This window comes from Streptomyces sp. NPDC107546 (genome assembly GCF_055639175.1).
The window spans coordinates 183,580-203,456 of the sequence record NZ_JBVKBA010000005.1; the positions used below are offsets into that span (position 1 = coordinate 183,580).

The window sequence follows — 19,877 nt, forward strand, 5'->3', positions numbered from 1 at the left end:
CCCGGCGGGCGATCTCTGCGTCTTTGAGGTCCGGGGCGCCCCACGAAGGCGGACGCCCGCACCGTAAGGTGGCACGACCGGACCGCCGGGAGCCGCGACCAGGAGCAGAAGGGGGAGGGCGAATCGGATGCCGCAGGCCGAGACACCAGGCATCGGGGTGGGCCCGCTGACCCGGCTGCGCTGGTGGACCGAACTGCCCCTGATCCTGGTGGTGTACGCCTCCTACTCCGCGGGCCGACTGCTCGCGCGGGGCGATGTCGGGGGCGCCGTCGACCACGGTCTGGCGATACTGCGTCTGGAGAAGCTGCTCCACATCAACGCCGAGCATCCGCTGAACCGTCTCTTCACCCGCGAGGCATGGCTCGGCGTGCCCGCGGACTTCTGGTACGCGTCGCTGCACTACCTGGTCACCCCCGTGATCCTGGTGTGGATCTTCAGGCGCCGTGCGGAGCACTACCGGGCGGCCCGCACCTGGCTGCTGACGTCCACGTTCTTCGGTCTGATCGGCTTCTCCCTGATGCCGACCTGCCCGCCGCGCCTGCTCTCCGCGGGCCATGGGTTCGTCGACACGATGGCGCAGTACAGCTCCTACGGCTGGTGGGGCGCCGAGGCGAGCGCGCCACGGGGCCTGGGCGGCATGACGAACCAGTACGCGGCGATGCCGAGCCTGCACGTCGGCTGGGCGCTGTGGTGCGGGGTGCTGCTGTGGCGGCACGGCCGCTCGCGCTGGGCCAGGGCGGCGGCGGTCGTGTACCCGCTCGGGACCACGTTCGTCGTGATGGGCACCGCGAACCACTACCTCCTCGACGCGGTCGCCGGGGTCGCCGTCATGGGCGTCGGCTTCCTGCTGAGCCGGCCGGTGATGCGGGCGGCGGACGCGGTCAGGGCCCGGCTGCGGGCGCGGTTTGCGCCGGTCGCGGAGCCCTCGTCAGCCGCAGGTTCCCCAATTGTCAGTGCCGGATGCCAGACTTCGGCGGGTGAGCGAATTCCCCGACAGCCCCTCTCCCGCCCCGGGCCGGGAGCCGGGCCGGGTGCCGCTCCCGCGGACGCGGGGGACGGCGCTGCGGCAGCGGCTCGCTGAGCTGCGCGGGCCGTCCGTACAGCCCAGGGCGCTGGACGCACGCGCCCTCGCCGCGCTCGCGGCGAACCCCGGGTGCCGGCGGCGCGCGCTCCTGGACGGCGCCGGGGTGGACAAGGCGGCGCTGGCGGGCGCGCTGGGCGCGCCGTCGGCGTTCGGCCAGTCGCAGTTCGCCTTCATGCGGGGCAACGCGTTCGAGGCCCGGGTGAAGGCGGACGGCGGTGCGGAGTTGCTGCGTCTGGTGCACGAGAAGCTGGACCCGACCGCCGACGCCCCGGAGGGGGCCCTCGTTCCGGACCTGGCCGCGGTCGGCCCGGAGGGGCGCGCGGCGCGTACGGCTCTGGCGTTGCGCGAGGCCACCGAGGCGCGCCGCTGGGCGCTGCTCGACCACCCCATGCTCGCCCTGGACGTGGCGGGATCGCCCGCGTTCCTGGAGCCGGACGCGGTGGTGGTGCACCCGGACGGCAGCTGGACGGTCGTGGAGATCAAGTCCTTCCCGCTGCTCGACGGTTCGGCGGACCCGGCGAAGGTGGGGGCGGCCGCGCGGCAGTCCGCGGTGTACGTGCTGGCGCTGGAGGAGGTCGCCGAGCGCCTCACCCCCGCACCCGTCGTACGCCACCGGATCCTGCTGGTGTGCCCGAAGGACTTCTCGAACCTGCCCACCGCGTCGCCCGTCGACGTCCGCAAGCAGCGCGCGGTCACCCGGCGCCAGCTGGCCCGTCTCACCCGCATCGAGGAGATCGCCGACGCCCTCCCGGAGGGCACCTGCTTCGCGCCGGACCTTCCGCAGGAAGAGCTTCAGGCCGCGGTGGAGTCGGTCCCGGCGACGTACGCGCCGGAGTGCCTGGCCGCCTGCGAGTTGGCCTTCCACTGCCGTGACCGCGCCCGGGCGCAGGGTGCGGTGGCGGCCCTGGGCCGGTCGCTGCGTGCCGAGCTGGGCGGCCTGAGCACGGTGGACGACATCCTGGCCGCCGCCCACGGCACGGCCGGGGACCCGGACGACCCGGCGGTGGCGGCCCTGCGCCGGGCGGCGCGGCTACGGGCGGAGGCGCTCGCCGGACGGGAGGGCGCCGTATGTCCCTGATCACCGCCCTCGCCCGCCTGGAGGCCGTGCGGACCGGCCGCGCCCAGCCCGCCGCCACCGTCCGGCACCGTCATCTGTCCGAGCGGCCCCTCGTCTTCGTCCCGCTCATCACCGCCGGCGAGGCCGGGGCACCGCTCGGCGCGCTCGTCGGCACCGACCGGGACGCCCCCCGGCTGCTCGTGGTGCCGCAGCCCCGCGACCGCGACCTCAGGTTCGCGTTCCTCGCCGAACTCGCCGACATCGTCCTGCCCTACATCGACGCCCACGCGGACACCGTGGAGCCCGCCGAGCGCACCGAGACCGACCCGGAGACCGGTAAGCGGGTCAAGATGGAGGTCGAGCTGTGCGCCGACGCCCCGCAGCTGATCGTGCCGAGCCGGGCGGGCATCGACTTCGTACGGCTGCTGGGCCGCTCCATGCGGTTCCGCCGCACCGCCGAGCAGGACCCGGAGACCCCGCACCCGGCGCCCCCGCGCGTGCCGCTGCTCGGCCGCTGGCTCACGCACTTCGGCGAGCGTGCCCGCGTCCCCGGCTCCTCCCTGCTGCTCGCGCTGACCGATCTGCTCGGGCGGCACTGGGCGACCGGGCAGTCGACCCTGGAGGACCAGCAGCTGGGCGCGCTGCTCGCCTGGATCGCCCCGCCCGAGGGCACCTCGGGCGCGGACGCCGCGCTCCACGCCGAGCTGGCCCGGGACGCGGACGGCCAGCTGCTGTGCCCGCCGGCCGGACCGGCCACCGACCCGGCGTTCGACAACAAACTGCTCGCCCCCGCGATCGAGCGCTACGACCGCGCCCGCACCCGGCTCGCCGCCGCCGAGGACGGCGTGGAGGCGGACGACCGCTTCGGTGAACTCACCGCCGCCGAGCGGGAGATCCGCGCCCTGGTGGAGAGCCGTACGCGGCCGACCTGGGAGGCGGTGTGGCAGGGTCTGGATCTGCTGCGTGCGCTGCCGGAGGGCGCGCATGTCGCGGACCGGTGGACGCGCGACCGCTGGTCGTTCACCGGGCACCGGGACCGGGTGGCCGCCGGGGAGCCGCCGCAACCGCGCCACGACGACGCGGTCACCGCGGCGAACAAGCTCGCCACGCGCGAGCGTGAACAGGCCCGCCTGGACGCCCAGGAGGCACTCGACGACCCGCTCGTGATGGCCGGGCGGCGGCTCGCCGGGGAGGCGTTCGCGGGCGAGGTCACGGAGGTCGTGATGGCGTACAGCGAGGGCAAGCGCCCCAGCCCGCGCCCGCTGGTGACCGTACGGACCGAGGACCGGCCGCACCTGGGTGAGCGCACGAAGGTGTACCGGTCGCTGGGCGGGAAGCCACAGGCGGCGGAGTTCGTGGGCCACGAGGGGGACGGCCTGCTGGTGCTGCGCATCGTCGACAAGATGGGCCGCGGCAAGGAGCCGGAGGCCGGGTCGGTCCCCGAGAAGGGGGACCACGTGTGCTTCACGCTCTTCGAACACGAGCAGCGCGGCGGGGCCAAGCTGCCCGACCCGGAGGACACCCCGTGGACACACGGCGGGCCGCCGGGTGAGGGCGAGGCGCTGCCGCAGCCGGATCCGGTGACCGAGGAGGACGTGCTGTGACCGTGTTCGCCCCGCCGGGCAGGGACTTCGATCCGGGGGCCGCGGCCGCCCGGGCCACCGAGGCCATCCTGCGCGACACGCTGCACGGCGCGCACAGAGGAGTCGTGGTGGACTCGCCGCCCGGCGCGGGGAAATCGACGCTGGTCGTCCGGGCCGCACTCGAACTCGCCTCCGCCGGGCGTCCGTTGATGGTGATCGCGCAGACGAACGCGCAGGTCGACGACCTGGTGCTGCGGCTGGCCGAGAAGGAACCGGGCCTCCCCGTCGGGCGGCTGCACAGCAGCGACCCGGACCCGTACGACAAGGCGCTCGACGACCTGCCCAACGTGCGCAAGTCGGCCAAGGCGGGCGACCTTGCGGGCCTGGACGTGGTGATCTCCACCGCCGCCAAGTGGGCGCACGTCAAGGACGTCGAGCCGTGGCGGCACGCGATCGTGGACGAGGCCTACCAGATGCGCTCGGACGCGCTGCTGGCGGTGGCGGGCCTGTTCGAGCGGGCGCTGTTCGTCGGCGACCCGGGGCAGCTGGATCCGTTCGCGATCGTCGGCGCGGAGCAGTGGGCGGGGCTGTCGTACGACCCGTCGGCGTCCGCGGTGACGACGCTGCTGGCCCACAACCCGGAGCTGCCGCAGCACCGGCTGCCGGTGTCGTGGCGGCTGCCGGCGTCGGCGGCGCCCCTGGTGTCGCAGGCGTTCTACCCGTACACGCCGTTCCGCAGCGGTACCGACCACGGGGACCGGCGGCTGACCTTCGCGGTCGGGTCGGACGGCTCGGGTCCCGACCGGGTGATCGACGAGGCGGCCGAGACCGGCTGGGGGCTGCTGGAGCTGCCCGCCCGGCACACCCCGCGGACGGACCCGGAGGCGGTGCGGGCGGTCGCCTCGGTCGTGCGGCGACTCCTCGACCGGGGCGGGGCGGCGGTGTCGGAGCGGGCGGAGGAGCCGGTGCCGCTGACCGCGGACCGGATCGCCGTCGGCACCGCGCACCGGGATCAGGCGGCGGCGGTGCGCTCCGCGCTGGCGGACCTCGGGGTGCCGGACGTCACGGTGGACACGGCCAACCGGCTGCAGGGCCGGGAGTTCGATGTGACGGTGGTGCTGCATCCGCTGTCGGGCCGCCCGGACGCGACGGCGTTCCACCTGGAGACCGGCCGCCTGTGCGTGCTGGCGTCCCGGCACCGGCACGCGTGCATCGTGGTGTGCCGCGCGGGGGTGACGGAACTGCTGGACGACCATCCGTCGACGGAGCCGGTGCAGCTGGGGGTGACGGTGAAGTTCCCGGACGGGTGGGAGGCAATGATGTCCACATGGGACCAGTGGTCCGAGCACCGGGTGGTCTGGCGCGCCTGACCAATGGCCCCGGTGCCTGCCCGGCGGACGTGCGCTGCCGCGTCCCACTCGCCGGACGGAGTCCGGCTCGCCGCGGGAGGCGGCCGATGGTTACAGCCCCGGACGGCTGGGAGGCGAATCATGCGGTGCTCGCGCATCTGGCGGAGCACCGCGTGGTCTTGCGGCCGTGACCTGCGAGAACGTCGCGGGGGCGGCGGGCGCTGGGCCGCGGGGAACATCGCGGGCGGCGGTGGCCTTGAGACTCCGGGGGCGCGCGGTGAGGGGAGCGCGCTCAGGCGTGCCCCGCTCACGTCCCGGCGCCCTTGCGTCGGCGCGCGACAATGGACGGTGGCCCACCCGAAAAGGGCGGCACCCGAACCGTACGAGGAGGACAAGACATGGCGGAGCCCACGCCGCGTCGGAACGAGCCGCGGCTACGCCCCGCGCCCTTGCTCTTCGAGCCCGCGGAGGCGGCCTCCGACCCGGAACACTTCTTCGACCTGGAGTCGATCGACGACCCGCGGGCGCTGCTGGCGCGGGCCACGGAGCTGACGCAGGCGTTTCGCGCGGCCGCGGACCGGGCGGTGGAGTACCAGGCGATCGCCGCGGCCCAGCTCGCCGATCCGCGCCGCTTCGACCGGCTGACGCCGGCGGCGATCGCCGAGCGGGCGGAGTGGACCGAGGACTACGCGAAGAAGATGGTGGAGTTCGGGCGGGATCTGCTCCGCGGGGTCGACTCGAACGGACCGGAAAGCCTGGGCTGACCAGCCCGGCGCCTCACAGCGCCGACGACATCGAATGATCATGCGGCATATGCCCGGCCGCACCTTACCCCCTCTCACACCTTTCTGTCCCCGTTTTCCGCAACCCTCGGAGACCGACTGCTCACGATCGGTAGATCTGTCTCCCATGAGCAGTCGAACGCCGTCCATCGAAGCCTGTCGCGACGCCTGCGGTGTCACCTCCGAGGGCGCCGCCTGGCTCGCCTCGGCGGGAACGAATCCGCGCAGCACCCTCGCCCTCTGGGCGGATCGCCCGACCGCCCCGGTGGTCCTGCCGTGCGGCACCGCGTTCGACGTCGTCAACACCCCCGCGATCTTCGGGCGGCGGATGCTCGACCGACTCTGGGACGAGGGTCCCGGCTCGGGGCCCGTCGCCGTCCACAGGGGCCGCACCCTGCTGTTCGCGGCGCCCGGCACGGCCCGGCGGCTGCCGGCGCTGCTCGACTGGGAGGAGTGGGGCGGCCGTACGCCCAAGATCCCGCCACTGTTGTGCCACGGGGTCGGCGACGCGGTGACGGTGGCCGCCGTTCACCCGGCCGACCCCGCCGCCACCAGGCTCGATTCCCGCTGGTTGGTCGCGCCTGACACCCGTCGGCCGTGGCTGCCCGGGTCGGAGGTCGTGCTCTGGGCGGCCGTCCGAGCCGCCCGCGCGGCGGCCTCCGACCCCGTACGGATATCGATTTTTCCTCCCGCCGACCAGGGTGCTAAGGTCTACGACGTCAGCAGGCGCCGCTAGCTCAGTTGGTTAGAGCAGCTGACTCTTAATCAGCGGGTCCGGGGTTCGAGTCCCTGGCGGCGCACGATGGCGATGGCGAGGCGCGTTCGCGGAAAGAGCGAACCGTTCTCGCCATCTCTGTTTTTGCGCGGCTTCGCCGCGCGTTGTGGGAGCTTCGCCACCCACCCCCCTCAGGTCGGCCGCAGGCGCCGCCTGGCGTGCGCGGCACCGTGTTCCCCATCCGCACTCTCCGAGCCCGAAGCGCGGTCGCGCCCCGCCTGTGCGGCGAGTGCAGCACATCTGCGCTTTCTGTCGCACTCCGGGAGAGACACGTCCCCCGTGACCGCGACGACTCCGCGCCCCCCACCGGCCGCACGCCGCTGCCCCCTACCGGCCGCACGCCGCTGAACCCACCCGGCGTTCGCTTCTCACCCGTGCTGGAGCGGGCCCGCGGAAGCACGACCCCGGCAAAGAAGCGAGCGGCCCAACAGCCACTTCACCCCTCACCCCTTCGTGATCCGCACCGTCCACCCCCCAGAAGCCGTCCTCCCCTCCACCTCCACCCGCACCCCCTGCCCCGGCACCGTGAAGGTCTCGCCCTCCCGGATCGGGGCGTCCGCCAGGGGCGGGTACACCGACGTGCCGGCGCAGGCCGAGCTGTGCGGGTGGGCGTCCAGGACCTCCACCGGCCCGCGACCGGACTCCGTCTCGCCGCGCACCCGGTAGACGAGGACCCCCTGGGTGCAGGCCGCGCTGTCGTTGCCCACCGCCCCGCGCGCCTCGATGGCCAGCACACTGTCGGGTCCCGTCCGCACCACCGCCAGCTTGGTACCGTGCCCGGATCCGAACGCCTCCACCCCTCGCGCCAGCGCCCCCGCCGCCCCCGCGCTCACCGGCACCTGCGGCACCCCGGTCGGCCCCGCAGCCACCGGCTCGAGCGTCAGCCGTGTGCTGCCCGGAGCCCGTACGCACACCACCTGGCTCTCGTCCAGCCACCCCAGCTTCCACTTGTGCCAGGCGAAGAGATCCGGGGCCAGTCCGAACTGGCTCCCCATGAGGTCCCAGTCGCCGACGTAGGTGTCCCAGTCCCCCTTGCCGTCGGTCGGACGGTGGTAGAGGTCGGGCAGGTCGAACACATGGCCTGTCTCATGGGCGAGGACGAGTCGGTCCGGCGGGTGCTTCTCGAAGACCGTGACCACCCGGCGGATGTCCCTGCCGTCGGCCCGCAGCGGGGTGTCCAGGTTCACCACCTTCGTGGCGTCCGAGTCGACGCCGGGCGCGTCGGGGTCGGCCACGAGATACACGACGTCGTACCGGGAGAAGTCGACGTCCTTGTCCGCCGCCGCGAGCGCGTCGCGCAGATAGGCGGCCCGGCTCTCGATGCTCCAGTCGCGCCGTATGGCGTAGGAGGTGGACGGGTGCGGCATCCGGATCCAGTGGTCCACCGGATGGGGGCGCAGCGCGAACCGGCCATAGGACGCGCGTTCGAAGAACCGGCTGGTGTCCGGGAAGTAGTCACCGGTCAGCTCGGCCGGTGTGGTCGTCGGCGTCGAGTCCGGGAAGGACAGGAAGACCAGGACCGCGTCCAGCGCGCGGGTGGGGCGCGCGTAGGCGGCGTTCCAGGTGTCGACGCCCTCGGAGTGGTGCGCCCGGCTACGAGTGATCTGGCAGGCCGCGGCCAGGGGTTCGGCCAGGGCGGGGCCCGTCACGAGCGAGGTCGCGACCAGCGCGGTCATCGACGTGGCGAGAGCCACACCGCTGCGCAGGACGGGCGACGCGCCCCAGGCGAGCCCCTTCAGGGTCTCGCGGGTGAGCCCCGTGAGGGGGAGCGGACGCGGCACGTCGACCTCCGGGTGCGGTTCTCGGAACTCCACTCCCAGCCTGGTCCTACTTGTATGACTACGTCCTGTTTGTCTGCCCCGGAAGGGTGAGAGCCATCAGCCAGGGGATGGCCCAGAAGGGAAGCGCGACGGCCGCGGGAGGGGCAGTGCGGAGCGGGAGCGCGCAACGGCGCACGAGCGCCAAGGGGGCGGCCGACGTGCGCCGACGCCCCCGATACTCACGGAACGTCACAGCCATGGGCGGCCTGTTGGATCGGGGTCCGGCACGGGCAGAAACGATCTGTCAGAACACGTGCTCGCCGCGGGACACTGGACATCGGCTGGAAGGCCTTTGGGCCAGCCTCTATGATCGGCACACTTTCCTGCACGAACACGGCTTGTACGGCCGCCCACCTTGCGGCCGTCGACCCCGACGAGACCCAAGAGATCCGTACGAAGAACGAGTGCACTGCGGGAGCGAGCGGTGAGCGGAACGTCCGATGGGCCGGCGCCCGCGGCAGACCTCGTCGGCCCGGCCATCACAGAGAGTTACGACACCACGTCATCCGGTACGTCCCAGCCATCACCCCTTTCCGACGACCCACCCGTCACCTCCGAAGACCGACTCCTGACCCCGGCCGTCGACGCACCGCCCCTCACCCCTGCCGTCGACACGCCACCCTTCAGCCCGTCCGCCGGGCCCCAACCGGTCTCGTTCGGCGCCGCGTTCACCGCCGCGCCGCTCGCCATGGCCGTCGTCGACCGGGAGGGCCTGGTCGTCACCGCCAACGAGACGATGGGCTCACTGCTCGGCACCGGTGCGGAAGCACTGGTCGGCAAGGTCGCCGCCGACCTGCTGGACCTGTCCTCGGACGCCCGCACCTGGCACGCCTACCGCGAGGTGCTGGGCGGACGCCAGGCCAAGCTCCGCTGCACGCGCCGCGTCAAACACCCCGACGGGCACTCGCTGTGGGTCCAGGTGACCGTGACGCCCCTGCCCGAGGCCGAGAAGGCGGTCCTCCTCTCCGTCGCCGACATCAGCGCCCGCCGTGAACTCCAGGCTCGGGTGCGGCACTTGCAGATGCACGACCCGGTGACCAGGCTGCCCAACCGGACGCTGTTCTTCGAACGCCTGTCGGCCGCGCTGGAGGCGGATGCGTACGAGGAGAGCGGCACCGGCCGGATCGGCCTGTGCTACCTGGACCTCGACGGCTTCAAGGCGGTCAACGACACCCTCGGCCACCGCGCCGGCGACCGGCTGCTCGCCGCCGTCGCGGAGCGCCTGACCCGCTGCGCGGACGAGGCGGGCCACGGGCGGCCCACCACTCCCCTGGTGGCCCGACTGGGTGGCGACGAGTTCGCGGTCCTGGTCGAGGACTCCACGGGCACCGAGCAACTGGCCGAACTGGCCGAGTCGGTGCTCAAGGCGATCCAGGAGCCGCTCGACCTGTCCGGGCAGCGGCTGTCGGTGTCGGCGTCCATCGGCGTCGTGGAGCGGCATGCGGCCGGCACGAGTGCGACCGGTCTGATGCAGGCGGCCGATACGACGCTGTACTGGGCGAAGGCCGACGGCAAGGCCCGTTGGACGCTGTTCGACCCGGAGCGCAACGCCCACCGGATGACCCGCCAGGCACTGTCCTCGCGGCTGCGACCGGCCATCGAACGGGGCGAATTCGCCCTGGAGTACCAGCCGTTGGTCGGCATGGAGGACGGACGGGTGCGCGGGGTGGAGGCGCTGGTGCGCTGGCATCACCCCCAGTTCGGCACCTTGACGCCGAATCGGTTCATCGGACTGGCGGAGGAGGACGGCTCCATCGTCCAGCTCGGGCGCTGGGCGCTGAAGACGGCCTGCCGGCAGGCGCGCCGCTGGCAGCTGGAACGCCCGGAGGAGCCGCCGCTCTTCGTCAGCGTGAACGTGGCGGTGCGTCAGGTCTGGGACTCGGACCTGGTGGCGGACGTGGCGGAGACCCTGACGGAGACCGGACTCGCCCCGCATCTGCTGCAGTTGGAGCTGACCGAGTCCGCGGTCATGGGTTCGGCCGGCCGTCCGCTCCAGGCGCTCCAGGCGCTCAGCGAGATGGGGGTGCGCATCGCGATCGACGACTTCGGCACCGGGTATTCCAACCTCGCCTATCTCAGCCGGCTGCCGGTGTCCGTGCTGAAGCTGGACGGGTCGTTCGTCCGGGGTTTCCAGTACGAGGGCACGGACGCGCATCCGAACCCGGCCGACGAGGTCATCGTGGAGGCCATGATCCAGCTCGCCCACCGGCTGGGCCTGACGGTCACCGCGGAGTGCGTGGAGACCTCGGCCCAGGCCACCCGCCTGCGCCGCATCGGCTGCGACACCGGACAGGGGTGGCTGTACTCACGCCCGGTGCCGCCGGACCGGATCTCGGAGCTGGTGGAGGGAGAGGGCTGCCGGAAATAAGCCCGTCCGGCGTTGGAGGACGCTGCCGTTCAGGCCGATGGGGGGTTCGGGGGCGCAGCCCCCGGGGACGGCGCGGCCGACCTCGGGTGCCGCGAGAACGCCGGGTACCTCAAGCCGCCGCGGGCAACCCGTACGCGTCCGCGATGAGTTCGTACGACCGCAGCCGTACGTCGCCGCTGTGGGCGTTGGACGTGAGCATCAGCTCGTCGGCGCCGGTGCGCTTCTGGAGGTCGTCCAGGCCGGAGCGGACCTCGTCCGCAGTCCCGTGCACGACGTTGGAGTTCCAGGACCCGATGAACTCCTCCTCCATGGGGCTGAACTCGTGCGCCTCCGCCTCCTCCGGTGTGGGGACGAGGCCGGGGCGGCCCATCCGCAGCCGGAGCATGTTCAGTGCGGCGGCCCGGACCTGGCGCCGGGCCTCCTTCGCGTCGTCGGTGGCGAGCGCGGAGACGCCGATGAGGGCGTACGGCGCGTCGAGGACCCCGGACGGGCGGAAGGAGTCGCGGTACAGGTCGAGCGCCGGGATGGTGTTCTGCGCCGAGAAGTGGTGGGCGAAGGCGAACGGCAGGCCGAGCATGCCGGCCAGGCGGGCGCTGAACCCGGAGGAGCCGAGCAGCCAGACCGGCGGCCGGTGCGGGGACTGGACGCCGCCCGGCGAGGTGGCCTGGACGGGGCCCGGGACCGCGTGGATACGGGCGTAGGGGTGGCCGTCCGGGAAGTCGTCGTCGAGGAAGCGGGTCAGCTCGGCGAGCTGCTGCGGGAAGTCGTCGGCGCCCGAGTGGACGGGGGTACCTCCCAAGCCGTCAGGGCTTGGGGGACGCTCGGTGCGGCGCAGCGCGGCGGCCGTGGCGCCGTCCGTGCCGGGGGCGCGGCCGAGGCCCAGGTCGATACGGCCGGGGGCCATGGCCTCCAGCGTGCCGAACTGCTCGGCGATGACCAGCGGGGCGTGATTGGGCAGCATGACGCCGCCCGAGCCGAGGCGGATGCGGTCGGTGTGGGCGGCGAGGTGGGCGAGGATCACCGCGGGCGAGGAGGAGGCCACGCCCGGCATGGAGTGGTGCTCGGCGACCCAGTACCGGTGGAAGCCGCGGGACTCCGCGAGCCGGGAGAGGGCGACGCTGGTGCGCAGGGCGTCGGTGGCGGTGGTGCCCGCTCCGACGGTGACCAGGTCCAGTACGGACAGGGGGACGGGGGCGGTGCCCTGTGCCGTGCCTCGGATCTCGTCCACTGCTGTGCCTCCTGCGTGAGCGTCGCGTCTCTCGCACGGCTAACAGGAGACGGTCTCCGGTTATTCCCGCCACGCCCCGGGAGATCTCGGCCCTGGAGATCCCGACCCCGCAGATCCGGGGCCCCGAGGCCCCGGACCGGGAGATCCCCGCTCCCGAGGCCCCGGCCCCGAAGACCCCCGTTCCCGAGAGCCGAGATCCCCCCTACACCTGCACCACCGGCTCCCTGGTGAACAGCGTCCCCAGGCTCGGCGCGTTCACCCGGCGGTCCACCAGGCGCAGCGCCTCCCACACCGTGACCTGGTTCGCGGTGAGGACCGGTTTGGCCAGGTCCTTCTCCAGGGCCGTCAGGTGCGCGGCCGTGTGGAGGGCGGTGTCCGGGATCAGGATCGCGTCCGCGTCGGCGTGGTCGCCCGCGCGGGCCAGCGCCAGGACCTCGTCGGCGCCCCATGTGGCCACCTGCGCCGCCGCTCCGGCGTCCGCGGCGTGGACCGCGACCACCTCCGCGCCGGCCGCCCGCAGGAAGGAGGCGAACTCCTGCGCCACGTCGTCCGGGTACGTCGCGGCGACGGCCAGCCGCCGCGCACCGAGCTCCCGCACCGCGTGCACGAAGCCGAACGCGGTGGAGGAGGCCGGCATCCCTGCGGTGCGCGCGAGGGTGCGCACCTGCTCGTGGGCCCCCTCCCAGCCCAGCAGGAAGCTGCCGCTGGTGGACGCCCACACCACCGCCTCGGCGCCCGTGAGCCGCAGCTCCTGGGCGCTGGTGGCGAGCCGCTGCGGCGAGCCCATCTCCCGGAGCAGGTCGGGGCGGTGCGCATCCTCGCCGACGTCGGTGTGCGCGAGATCCACCCGGATGTCGCCGGCCAGCAACTGCTCGATGCGCGGATAGTCGTCCTCGGCGAAGTGGCCCGGGTAGAGGAATCCGAGTGCGGTCATGCCCAACCTTCCTGTTCGTCCGGCGGTACGGGTCCCCGGTGTGCCGCCGCGTCGAGCAGAGCCTGCCGGTGACCCATGGCGCGGGTACCCAGGTGAGGCGGAGCCGTCCCCCTCATCACCTGGTCGGTCGTGTTGACGGCACCGTGCCGGGGTGCGACCGTGGTCGATCCGCGCACGTCGGACGCCCCGCCGGCCGCTGTCGACCGCCGCCGAACTCGAGGAACGGTTCCGCATGACGGCTCCCACGCCCGGCCCGACCGTGCTCGTCCTGGACGGGGACCCGCTCCTTCGGGTCGGCCGGCTCACCGGCCGGGCGCGGATCGAACACGTGGGCGCCTCGACGCTCGCCGCGCGGCTGCCGTACGCCGATGTGCTGCTGGTGTGGGACCTCGCCTCCCGCGCGGTGCGCGACGCCTGGCCGGGTGAGGGGCCGCGCCCGCGCTGGGTGCACATCGCGAGTGCGGGAGTCGATCATGTGCTGTGTCCCGAACTCGCCGCGTCAGACACGGTGGTGACGAACGCGCGCGGCGTCTTCGAGCAGCCGGTCGCCGAGTACGTGGCGGCGCTCGTCCTCGCCCTGGCCAAGGACCTGCCCCGCACCTGGGACCTGCAACGGGAGCGGGAGTGGCGGCACCGGGAGGCGCTGCGGGTGGCGGGCACGCGCGCGTGCGTGGTCGGTTCCGGACCGATCGGGCGGACGATCGCCCGCATGCTCAAGGCGCTCGAGGTGACCACGTCGATCGTGGGCCGGGTCCCGCACACCGGCATCCACGGCCCGGCCGACCTGGACCGGCTGATGGCCCGCGCCGACTGGGTGATCGCGGCGGCGCCGCTGACCGAGCAGACGTACGGCATGTTCGACGCCCGCCGCTTCGGCGTCATGCAGCCGTCCGCACGGTTCATCAACGTGGGGCGCGGGCAGCTCGTCGTGGAGGAGGCTCTGGCCGAGGCGCTGACGAAGCGGTGGATCGCGGGCGCGGCCCTCGATGTCTTCCGGCAGGAACCGCTCGGCCGGGACAGCCCCTTGTGGCAGGTGCCGGACCTGTTGGTGTCCCCGCACATGAGCGGTGACACGGTCGGTTGTCAGGACGAGCTCGGCGCCCAGTTCCTGGCGCTGTACGAACGCTGGTCCGCGGGTGAACCGCTGCTGAACGTGGTGGACAAGAGACGGGGATACGTTCCGGGCCACTGAGCCGCCGTCCGGTCACCGTCGCCGCTGGTCAGCGCCCCGGTCAAGCGAAACGGCGGGCTCCGGTCCGGACCGCCGAGGACGATCGGGGCCGGAACTGGCCTGAATACATCGCATGGTCCCGGGTAGCTGCGCGCCCATGGCTCCCCCACGGACGAATGCACGGACGTACGACCCGGGGCGACCCGGGACCACCCGCCGGTCGCTGCTCGCCGGTGTCGCCGCGTTCGGCGCACTGGGCGCGGCCGGCTGCAGCCGCGTCGCGGCGGCGTCGAGCACGCCCGGCGGCGACCTGCTCAGCCGGCTCAGGGCCCAGGGCGTCGTCCGCCTCGGCATCGCCGGCGAGATCCCCTTCGGCTACATCGACAAGAACGGCCGTCTCACCGGTGAGGCCCCCGAGCTGGCGAGGGTCGTCTTCAAACGGCTCGACATCGACCGGGTGCAGCCTGTGCCGACGGAGTTCGGCTCACTGATCCCCGGTCTGAACTCCCAGCAGTTCGACGTGGTCTCCGCCGGGATGTACATCACGCCGGAACGCTGTCAGCAGGTCATCTTCGCCGACCCCGACTACCAGATGCTCGACGCGTTCATCGTGCGCAAGGGCAATCCGATGGGCCTGCACGACTACAAGGACGTCGTCGCCAAGAAGGCGAAACTGGCCACCGGCACCGGGTACGCGGAGATCCAGTACGCCACCGAGGCCGGTTACAAGCAGAGCGACATGCTGATCGTGACGGACCAGGTGGCCGGCCTGAACGCCGTGGAGGCCGGCCGCGTCGACGTGTTCGCCGGGACCGCGCTGACAGTCCGTGAGGTCGTCAAGAAGTCGAGCAAGGCGGAGGCGACCAAGCCCTTCGCCCCCCTGGTGAAGGGCAAACCCCACGTCGACGGCGGCGGCTTCGCGTTCCGGCCCACCGAGACCCGGCTGCGGGACGCCTTCAACACCGAGCTGAGGAAGATGAAGGCCAGCGGCGAACTTTTCCGGATCCTGAGCCCGTTCGGCTTCACCAAGGCCGAGATGACCGACATGACCGCGAAGGAGCTCTGCCGCGGATGACCTCGGGACTGTGGGAACTCGTACTGAAAGGCGTCTGGACCACCATCCAGCTCCTGGTGCTCGGCGCCCTGCTCGCGACGGCCGTCTCCTTCGCCGTCGGCATGGCGCGCACCCATCGCAGATGGATCGTCCGCTTCCTCGCCGGCTTCTACACCGAGGTGTTCCGCGGCACCTCCGCCCTGATCATGATCTTCTGGGTGTTCTTCGTGCTGCCGCTCGCCTTCGGCTGGCAGCTGGTGCCGCTGTGGGCGGGCACCCTCGCGCTGGGTCTGACGTACGGGGCGTACGGTGCGGAGATCGTGCGCGGCGCCCTGAACTCCGTGGATCCCGCGCAGCGTGAGGGCGGGATCGCGCTGAGCTTCACCCCGTGGCAGCGGATGCGGAAGATCCTGCTGCCGCAGGCGGTGCCCGAGATGATCCCGCCGTTCTCGAACCTGCTGGTCGAACTGCTCAAGGGCACCGCACTGGTGTCGATCATGGGCATGGGCGACCTGGCGTTCAGCGGCAACCTGGTGCGGCTCGCACTGCAGGAGAGCGCAGAGATCTACACCTACGTCCTGCTCATCTACTTCGTGATCGCCTTCCTGCTCACCCGGCTGATGCGGGGCCTGGAGCGCCGCCTGAAGGCCGGCGTCGGCAAGGCGCCACGGCCCCGGCCCCGGGCCGCCGTGCGGCAGCCGGTCGGAGGTGGTGTCCGATGACCTGGGACTGGGGCGCCGTCCGCGCCTTCATGCCGCACTTCTTCGACGGCCTGCTCGTCACCCTGGAAGCGCTGGCCCTCGGCTCGCTGATCTCGTTCGCGGTCGGTCTGGTGTGGGCGCTGCTGATGCGCACACCGACCCGGTGGGTGCGCTGGCCGGTGGGTGTCGTGACGGAGTTCATCCGGGACACCCCGCTGCTGGTGCAGCTGTTCTTCCTCTTCTACGTGCTGCCCGAGTGGGGCTTGACCTTCTCCGCGCTGACCACGGGTGTCGTGGCGATCGGTCTGCACTACTCCACGTACACCATGCAGGTCTACCGGGCCGGTATCGACGCCGTGCCCGCCGGCCAGTGGGAGGCGGCCACCGCGCTGAGCCTGCCGACGCGACGCACCTGGACGGCGGTGATCCTGCCGCAGGCGATCCGCCGGGTCGTGCCGGCGCTCGGCAACTACGTGATCGCGATGCTGAAAGACACGCCGATGCTGATGGCGATCACCGTCCTCGACATGCTCGGCCAGGCGCGGCTCTTCTCCCAGCAGCACTTCCAGTTCACCGAGCCGCTCACCGTGATCGGTGCGGCCTTCGTCCTGATCTCCTACCCCGCCTCCCTCCTCCTGCGAGCACTGGAGCGACGCCTTGTCCGCTGACACCCCCCTGATGAAGCAACCCGACGCCCCTACCGGCTCGCAGGCGGCCTCCGGCGAGCTGATCCGACTCGAGAAGGTCACCAAACGGTTCGGCGACCACACGGTCCTCGACCGGCTCGACTTCTCCGTCGACGCGGGCCGGCACGTGACGCTGATCGGCCCCTCCGGCTCCGGTAAGACCACGATCCTGCGGCTGCTGATGACCCTGACCAAGCCCGACGAGGGCACGATCACGGTCGGCGGGCAGCACCTGTACCCGGCGCCCGAGAAGCAGGTACGGGAGATCCGCAAGAACATAGGGATGGTCTTCCAGCAGTTCAATCTGTTCCCGAACATGAAGGTGCTGCGGAACATCACCGAGGCCCCGGTGACTGTGCTCGGCCTGTCGAAGGACGAGGCGGAGGAGCGGGCGCGCGAGCTGCTCGACCTGGTCGGGCTCAGCGACCACCTCGACAAGTACCCGAGCCAGCTCTCCGGCGGCCAGCAGCAGCGCGTGGCGATCGCCCGCGCCCTCGCGATGCGCCCGCAGGTGCTGCTGCTGGACGAGGTGACGTCCGCGCTCGACCCGGAGCTGGTGGCCGGTGTCCTCGACGTGCTCCGTGACGTCGCCCACAGCACGGACATCACGATGCTCTGCGTGACCCACGAGATGAACTTCGCGCGCGACATCTCCGACCGGGTCCTGATGTTTGATTCCGGCCACGTCATCGAGGCCGCTCCCCCGGACAAGATCTTCAGCGAGCCCGAGCACACACGCACGCGGGAGTTCCTCAGCGCAGTGCTGTGACTACAGGAAGTGAAGGCGACGGCCCTCTCCAGGTCCCGGCACGCGGGAGATGACCTCGGCATATGCCGGAGTGGCGCGTTCCTGCTGAGCGGGCCGAAGCCGCCGCAAAGTTGCACAACACCTGCTCCCGGACGCGCGTTTGAGCCGTATCGTGGAGGCAGCCCAGCTGTCCCGAGGATGGCCCAAAAAGCGCAGGGGGAGACCGTGGCGCTGACCCATGAGCCGACCGCCCCGAACCACTCGGCCCAGGACGCCCTGCGCGTCCTCGAAACCGTGGCGCGGCACTCCACCGGTGTCACGGACGCCGAGCTGGCCCGCCACACCGGTCTCGGCGGCCGGCGGCTGACCCCACTCCTGCGGATGCTGCGCCGGGAGGGGTACGTCGAGCAGACGATCGACGGCGCGTACGTCACCGGCGCCGCCCTCAGCCGGCTCGGCTCCGCCCAGGGCCATGAGCAGGCGCTGCGCGAGCAGCTCCAGCGCACCCTGGACCGGCTGCGCGACTCGGTGGGTGCCGCCGTCTACATCAGCCGCTACATCGACGGCGAGGTGCGGGTCACCCAGTGCGCCGCGAGCGCGCTGGCGCCCGCGGTGCACGAGTGGGTGGACTTCCGCTCCTCGGCGCACGCCAGCGCGGTCGGCAAGAGCCTTCTCGGTCAGCTCGACGTGAACGGCCGCCGGGATCACCTCGCCCGGTACAAGATGGCCCGGCTGACCTCGCGGACGATCACCAGCGAGAAGGTCCTGCTCTCCCGCCTGGACTCCCACCCGCCGACGGTGCCGGTGCTCGACCTGCAGGAATACGCGGTGGGCACGGTCTGCGCGGCCGTCCCGATCACCGCGGGCTCCTCGGTCGGCTGCCTGGCCCTGTCCCTGCCGGTCCAGCACGCCCACCGGCTTCGGCAGGCGGCGGAGCGGCTGAACAGGGGCGCGGCCCCGGTGGTCCTGTCCCTCACGATCTGAGCGGTCCCGGGGGTCCTCGGGGGTGGTCACGAGCACCCCCGAGGACCAGGTAGTATTTCTTTTGTCGCCGGGAGCGAAAGCCGAAAGCGACAGAGTCTGCGCCGCTAGCTCAGTTGGTTAGAGCAGCTGACTCTTAATCAGCGGGTCCGGGGTTCGAGTCCCTGGCGGCGCACCATGAGGGGTTCCTCGCGAAAGCGAGGAGCCCCTTTTGCTGTGCTGGTCCGTTGTGGTGGAGGCCACAGGGGCCTCGAAGGCCCCGGGCGGCGGCGTCCAGCGCGCCGGCCCGACCGTCAGCTGTGGAGGTCCACGGCGATCGTGGCCATGAAGCCGACGCAGAAGACGACGATCCCGCAGAGGAAACCCACGATGCCGGCGGTGGCCACCGCCTGCCTGCCCCGCCTCGGGGGGCGTGCGGTCGCCACGACCCCCGTGCGGCCCTCGGCGTAGTGGACGGTGACGATGTCGCCCTCGACCGTCGTCCCCGGGCCGCCCTCCTCCTCGAACCGGATGCCGGCGCCGTCCCGCGTCGTGAACTCGTAGACGTGGTGCAGCGTGGTGCGCACGGAGGTGTCGTTCCGGCCGCCGTGGACGGTCGTGTACGCCTTGAGGCAGCGCCCCTCGGCCGTCAGCCCGCTGTTCCACGCGCTTCTGATCTGCAGCCAGCGGTACACCACCCGGTACCCCAGGAAGCCGACCGCGGCCATGATCAGTACGGGTACGACGTAGAGCATCGCGTCCATGGGTTCCCCCCGAGGTCACAGGTCTGGTTCCGCACACCGGCGCATCGCCGCCGGTGTGCGGAACCTACCCGTGGGGGGTGGCGGATCGGCTCAAGAAAGCCTCAGAGCTCGGGAGGCAGAGGATCCGGGCTCAGAACGTGACGTCCGCGCAGGAGTAGAACGCGTTGCCCGTGTCCGCGATCGTCCACACGCCGAGGATCACGTGGTGGCCGCTCAGCCCCGTCGGCAGGGTGCCGGTGTGGGTGAGCGTGGACGGCGGGCGCTGACCGTTGTACGGGACGGTGAGGAAGGGGGTGAGGTCGAGGTCCGCGCGGGTCAGGGCGTGGTTCTGGTTCCAGCCCGGTTTGGTGACGTAGTACCGGAAGTCGGTCGTGGCGTGCGAGGCGGTGAACTGCCAGCGGAAGGTGTAACTCTGCCCGCCGATCACCTTCGTCGTGGGCCAGGGCGCGCCCGAGGGCGTCCTCGGCTGGTCGAGCGCGCCGAAGTTGGTGTGGTTCGCCGAGCAGATCCGGCCGTCGCCGGGGCCGGCGGCCGGGAAGCCCTTGGGGCCCTCGACGCTCTGCGGTTCCCACTGGATGTCACCGCAGCCGGTGACGATGCCGCCGTTCGCGGCGCACATCTTCTGCCTGCTGAGGGGCTGGTCGGTGTAGCCGTGGGCGCTGGCGCCGCCGGTGGAGAGCACGAAGGCTCCCGCGGTCGCGAGGCCCAGCACGGCGGCGTACAACCTGGTCCTGGTGCGCATGCTGCCGCTCCTAGTGAACGTGGGGGAGTTCAGTGAGCCGTGCAGGTCTAGACCAAGCCTCAGATTATTGC

18 protein-coding genes and 2 tRNA genes are annotated in these 19,877 nt (G+C 72.2%); 15 read left to right on the forward strand and 5 right to left on the reverse strand.

What is annotated here, in order from left to right; genetic code table 11:
* The first annotated feature begins 127 nt into the window (after positions 1 to 127).
* From ACZ7L1_RS09570 to ACZ7L1_RS09600, 7 genes are all read left to right on the forward strand, one after another.
* A complete protein-coding gene (locus ACZ7L1_RS09570) occupies positions 128 to 1,081 on the forward strand; it encodes a phosphatase PAP2 family protein (RefSeq protein WP_471435657.1) in 954 nt (317 codons plus the stop codon).
* Positions 1,032 to 2,162: a hypothetical protein gene (locus ACZ7L1_RS09575; RefSeq protein ID WP_471435912.1), complete on the forward strand. Its 1,131-nt coding sequence runs from the start codon at positions 1,032 to 1,034 to the stop codon at positions 2,160 to 2,162. The genes ACZ7L1_RS09570 and ACZ7L1_RS09575 overlap by 50 nt, the downstream gene beginning before the upstream one ends.
* Entirely contained in the window at positions 2,153 to 3,745 is a 1,593-nt protein-coding gene (locus ACZ7L1_RS09580; RefSeq protein WP_471435659.1) for a hypothetical protein, read from the forward strand. The genes ACZ7L1_RS09575 and ACZ7L1_RS09580 overlap by 10 nt, the downstream gene beginning before the upstream one ends.
* On the forward strand, positions 3,742 to 5,094 hold the full coding sequence (locus tag ACZ7L1_RS09585) for an AAA domain-containing protein (protein WP_471435660.1): 1,353 nt from the start codon (positions 3,742 to 3,744) through the stop codon (positions 5,092 to 5,094). Before ACZ7L1_RS09580 ends, ACZ7L1_RS09585 begins: the two co-directional genes overlap by 4 nt.
* Positions 5,095 to 5,471: 377 nt before the next feature.
* Positions 5,472 to 5,837 (forward strand): hypothetical protein, encoded by a 366-nt coding sequence (locus ACZ7L1_RS09590; protein ID WP_471435662.1) that lies wholly within the window; start codon positions 5,472 to 5,474, stop codon positions 5,835 to 5,837.
* A 145-nt stretch (positions 5,838 to 5,982) separates the two neighbouring features.
* Positions 5,983 to 6,591, forward strand: coding sequence for a bifunctional DNA primase/polymerase (locus ACZ7L1_RS09595; protein ID WP_471435663.1), 609 nt, complete (start codon positions 5,983 to 5,985; stop codon positions 6,589 to 6,591).
* A tRNA-Lys gene (locus ACZ7L1_RS09600) sits at positions 6,582 to 6,655 on the forward strand. The genes ACZ7L1_RS09595 and ACZ7L1_RS09600 overlap by 10 nt, the downstream gene beginning before the upstream one ends.
* A 418-nt stretch (positions 6,656 to 7,073) precedes the next feature.
* Here the strand turns inward: ACZ7L1_RS09600 and ACZ7L1_RS09605 are convergent.
* Complete coding sequence (locus ACZ7L1_RS09605; RefSeq protein WP_471435913.1) at positions 7,074 to 8,411, reverse strand: M6 family metalloprotease domain-containing protein; 1,338 nt, start codon at positions 8,409 to 8,411, stop codon at positions 7,074 to 7,076.
* A 463-nt stretch (positions 8,412 to 8,874) separates the two neighbouring features.
* Here ACZ7L1_RS09605 and ACZ7L1_RS09610 point away from each other — a divergent pair, with 463 nt between their 5' ends.
* A complete protein-coding gene (locus ACZ7L1_RS09610; RefSeq protein WP_471435664.1) occupies positions 8,875 to 10,818 on the forward strand; it encodes a putative bifunctional diguanylate cyclase/phosphodiesterase in 1,944 nt (647 codons plus the stop codon).
* A 109-nt stretch (positions 10,819 to 10,927) separates the two neighbouring features.
* Here ACZ7L1_RS09610 and ACZ7L1_RS09615 read toward each other — a convergent pair whose 3' ends face one another.
* Positions 10,928 to 12,046, reverse strand: a complete 1,119-nt coding sequence (locus ACZ7L1_RS09615) for an LLM class flavin-dependent oxidoreductase (RefSeq protein WP_471435666.1) — start codon at positions 12,044 to 12,046, stop codon at positions 10,928 to 10,930.
* Between the two features lie 202 nt (positions 12,047 to 12,248).
* Positions 12,249 to 12,980, reverse strand: coding sequence for a maleate cis-trans isomerase family protein (locus ACZ7L1_RS09620; protein WP_471435668.1), 732 nt, complete (start codon positions 12,978 to 12,980; stop codon positions 12,249 to 12,251).
* A gap of 232 nt (positions 12,981 to 13,212) precedes the next feature.
* Between ACZ7L1_RS09620 and ACZ7L1_RS09625 the strand changes: the two genes are divergently transcribed.
* The 7 genes from ACZ7L1_RS09625 (at position 13,213) to ACZ7L1_RS09655 (ending at position 18,499) form a co-directional block, all read left to right on the forward strand.
* Positions 13,213 to 14,172, forward strand: a complete 960-nt coding sequence (locus ACZ7L1_RS09625; protein WP_471435669.1) for a D-2-hydroxyacid dehydrogenase — start codon at positions 13,213 to 13,215, stop codon at positions 14,170 to 14,172.
* Positions 14,173 to 14,308: 136 nt separating this feature from the next.
* Positions 14,309 to 15,226, forward strand: coding sequence for an ectoine/hydroxyectoine ABC transporter substrate-binding protein EhuB (ehuB, locus tag ACZ7L1_RS09630; protein ID WP_471435670.1), 918 nt, complete (start codon positions 14,309 to 14,311; stop codon positions 15,224 to 15,226).
* Positions 15,223 to 15,927, forward strand: a complete 705-nt coding sequence (gene ehuC, locus ACZ7L1_RS09635; protein ID WP_471435671.1) for an ectoine/hydroxyectoine ABC transporter permease subunit EhuC — start codon at positions 15,223 to 15,225, stop codon at positions 15,925 to 15,927. Before ehuB ends, ehuC begins: the two co-directional genes overlap by 4 nt.
* Positions 15,924 to 16,574, forward strand: a complete 651-nt coding sequence (ehuD, locus tag ACZ7L1_RS09640) for an ectoine/hydroxyectoine ABC transporter permease subunit EhuD (RefSeq protein ID WP_471435672.1) — start codon at positions 15,924 to 15,926, stop codon at positions 16,572 to 16,574. Before ehuC ends, ehuD begins: the two co-directional genes overlap by 4 nt.
* Positions 16,575 to 16,584: 10 nt before the next feature.
* Positions 16,585 to 17,361, forward strand: a complete 777-nt coding sequence (gene ehuA, locus ACZ7L1_RS09645; protein ID WP_471435673.1) for an ectoine/hydroxyectoine ABC transporter ATP-binding protein EhuA — start codon at positions 16,585 to 16,587, stop codon at positions 17,359 to 17,361.
* Between the two features lie 204 nt (positions 17,362 to 17,565).
* Positions 17,566 to 18,324 (forward strand): IclR family transcriptional regulator, encoded by a 759-nt coding sequence (locus ACZ7L1_RS09650; RefSeq protein WP_471435675.1) that lies wholly within the window; start codon positions 17,566 to 17,568, stop codon positions 18,322 to 18,324.
* 98 nt (positions 18,325 to 18,422) lie between these two features.
* A tRNA-Lys gene (locus ACZ7L1_RS09655) sits at positions 18,423 to 18,499 on the forward strand.
* A gap of 115 nt (positions 18,500 to 18,614) precedes the next feature.
* Here ACZ7L1_RS09655 and ACZ7L1_RS09660 read toward each other — a convergent pair.
* On the reverse strand, positions 18,615 to 19,064 hold the full coding sequence (locus ACZ7L1_RS09660) for a hypothetical protein (RefSeq protein WP_471435677.1): 450 nt from the start codon (positions 19,062 to 19,064) through the stop codon (positions 18,615 to 18,617).
* A gap of 130 nt (positions 19,065 to 19,194) precedes the next feature.
* Positions 19,195 to 19,806 (reverse strand): lytic polysaccharide monooxygenase auxiliary activity family 9 protein, encoded by a 612-nt coding sequence (locus tag ACZ7L1_RS09665; protein WP_471435679.1) that lies wholly within the window; start codon positions 19,804 to 19,806, stop codon positions 19,195 to 19,197.
* Positions 19,807 to 19,877: the final 71 nt, after the last annotated feature.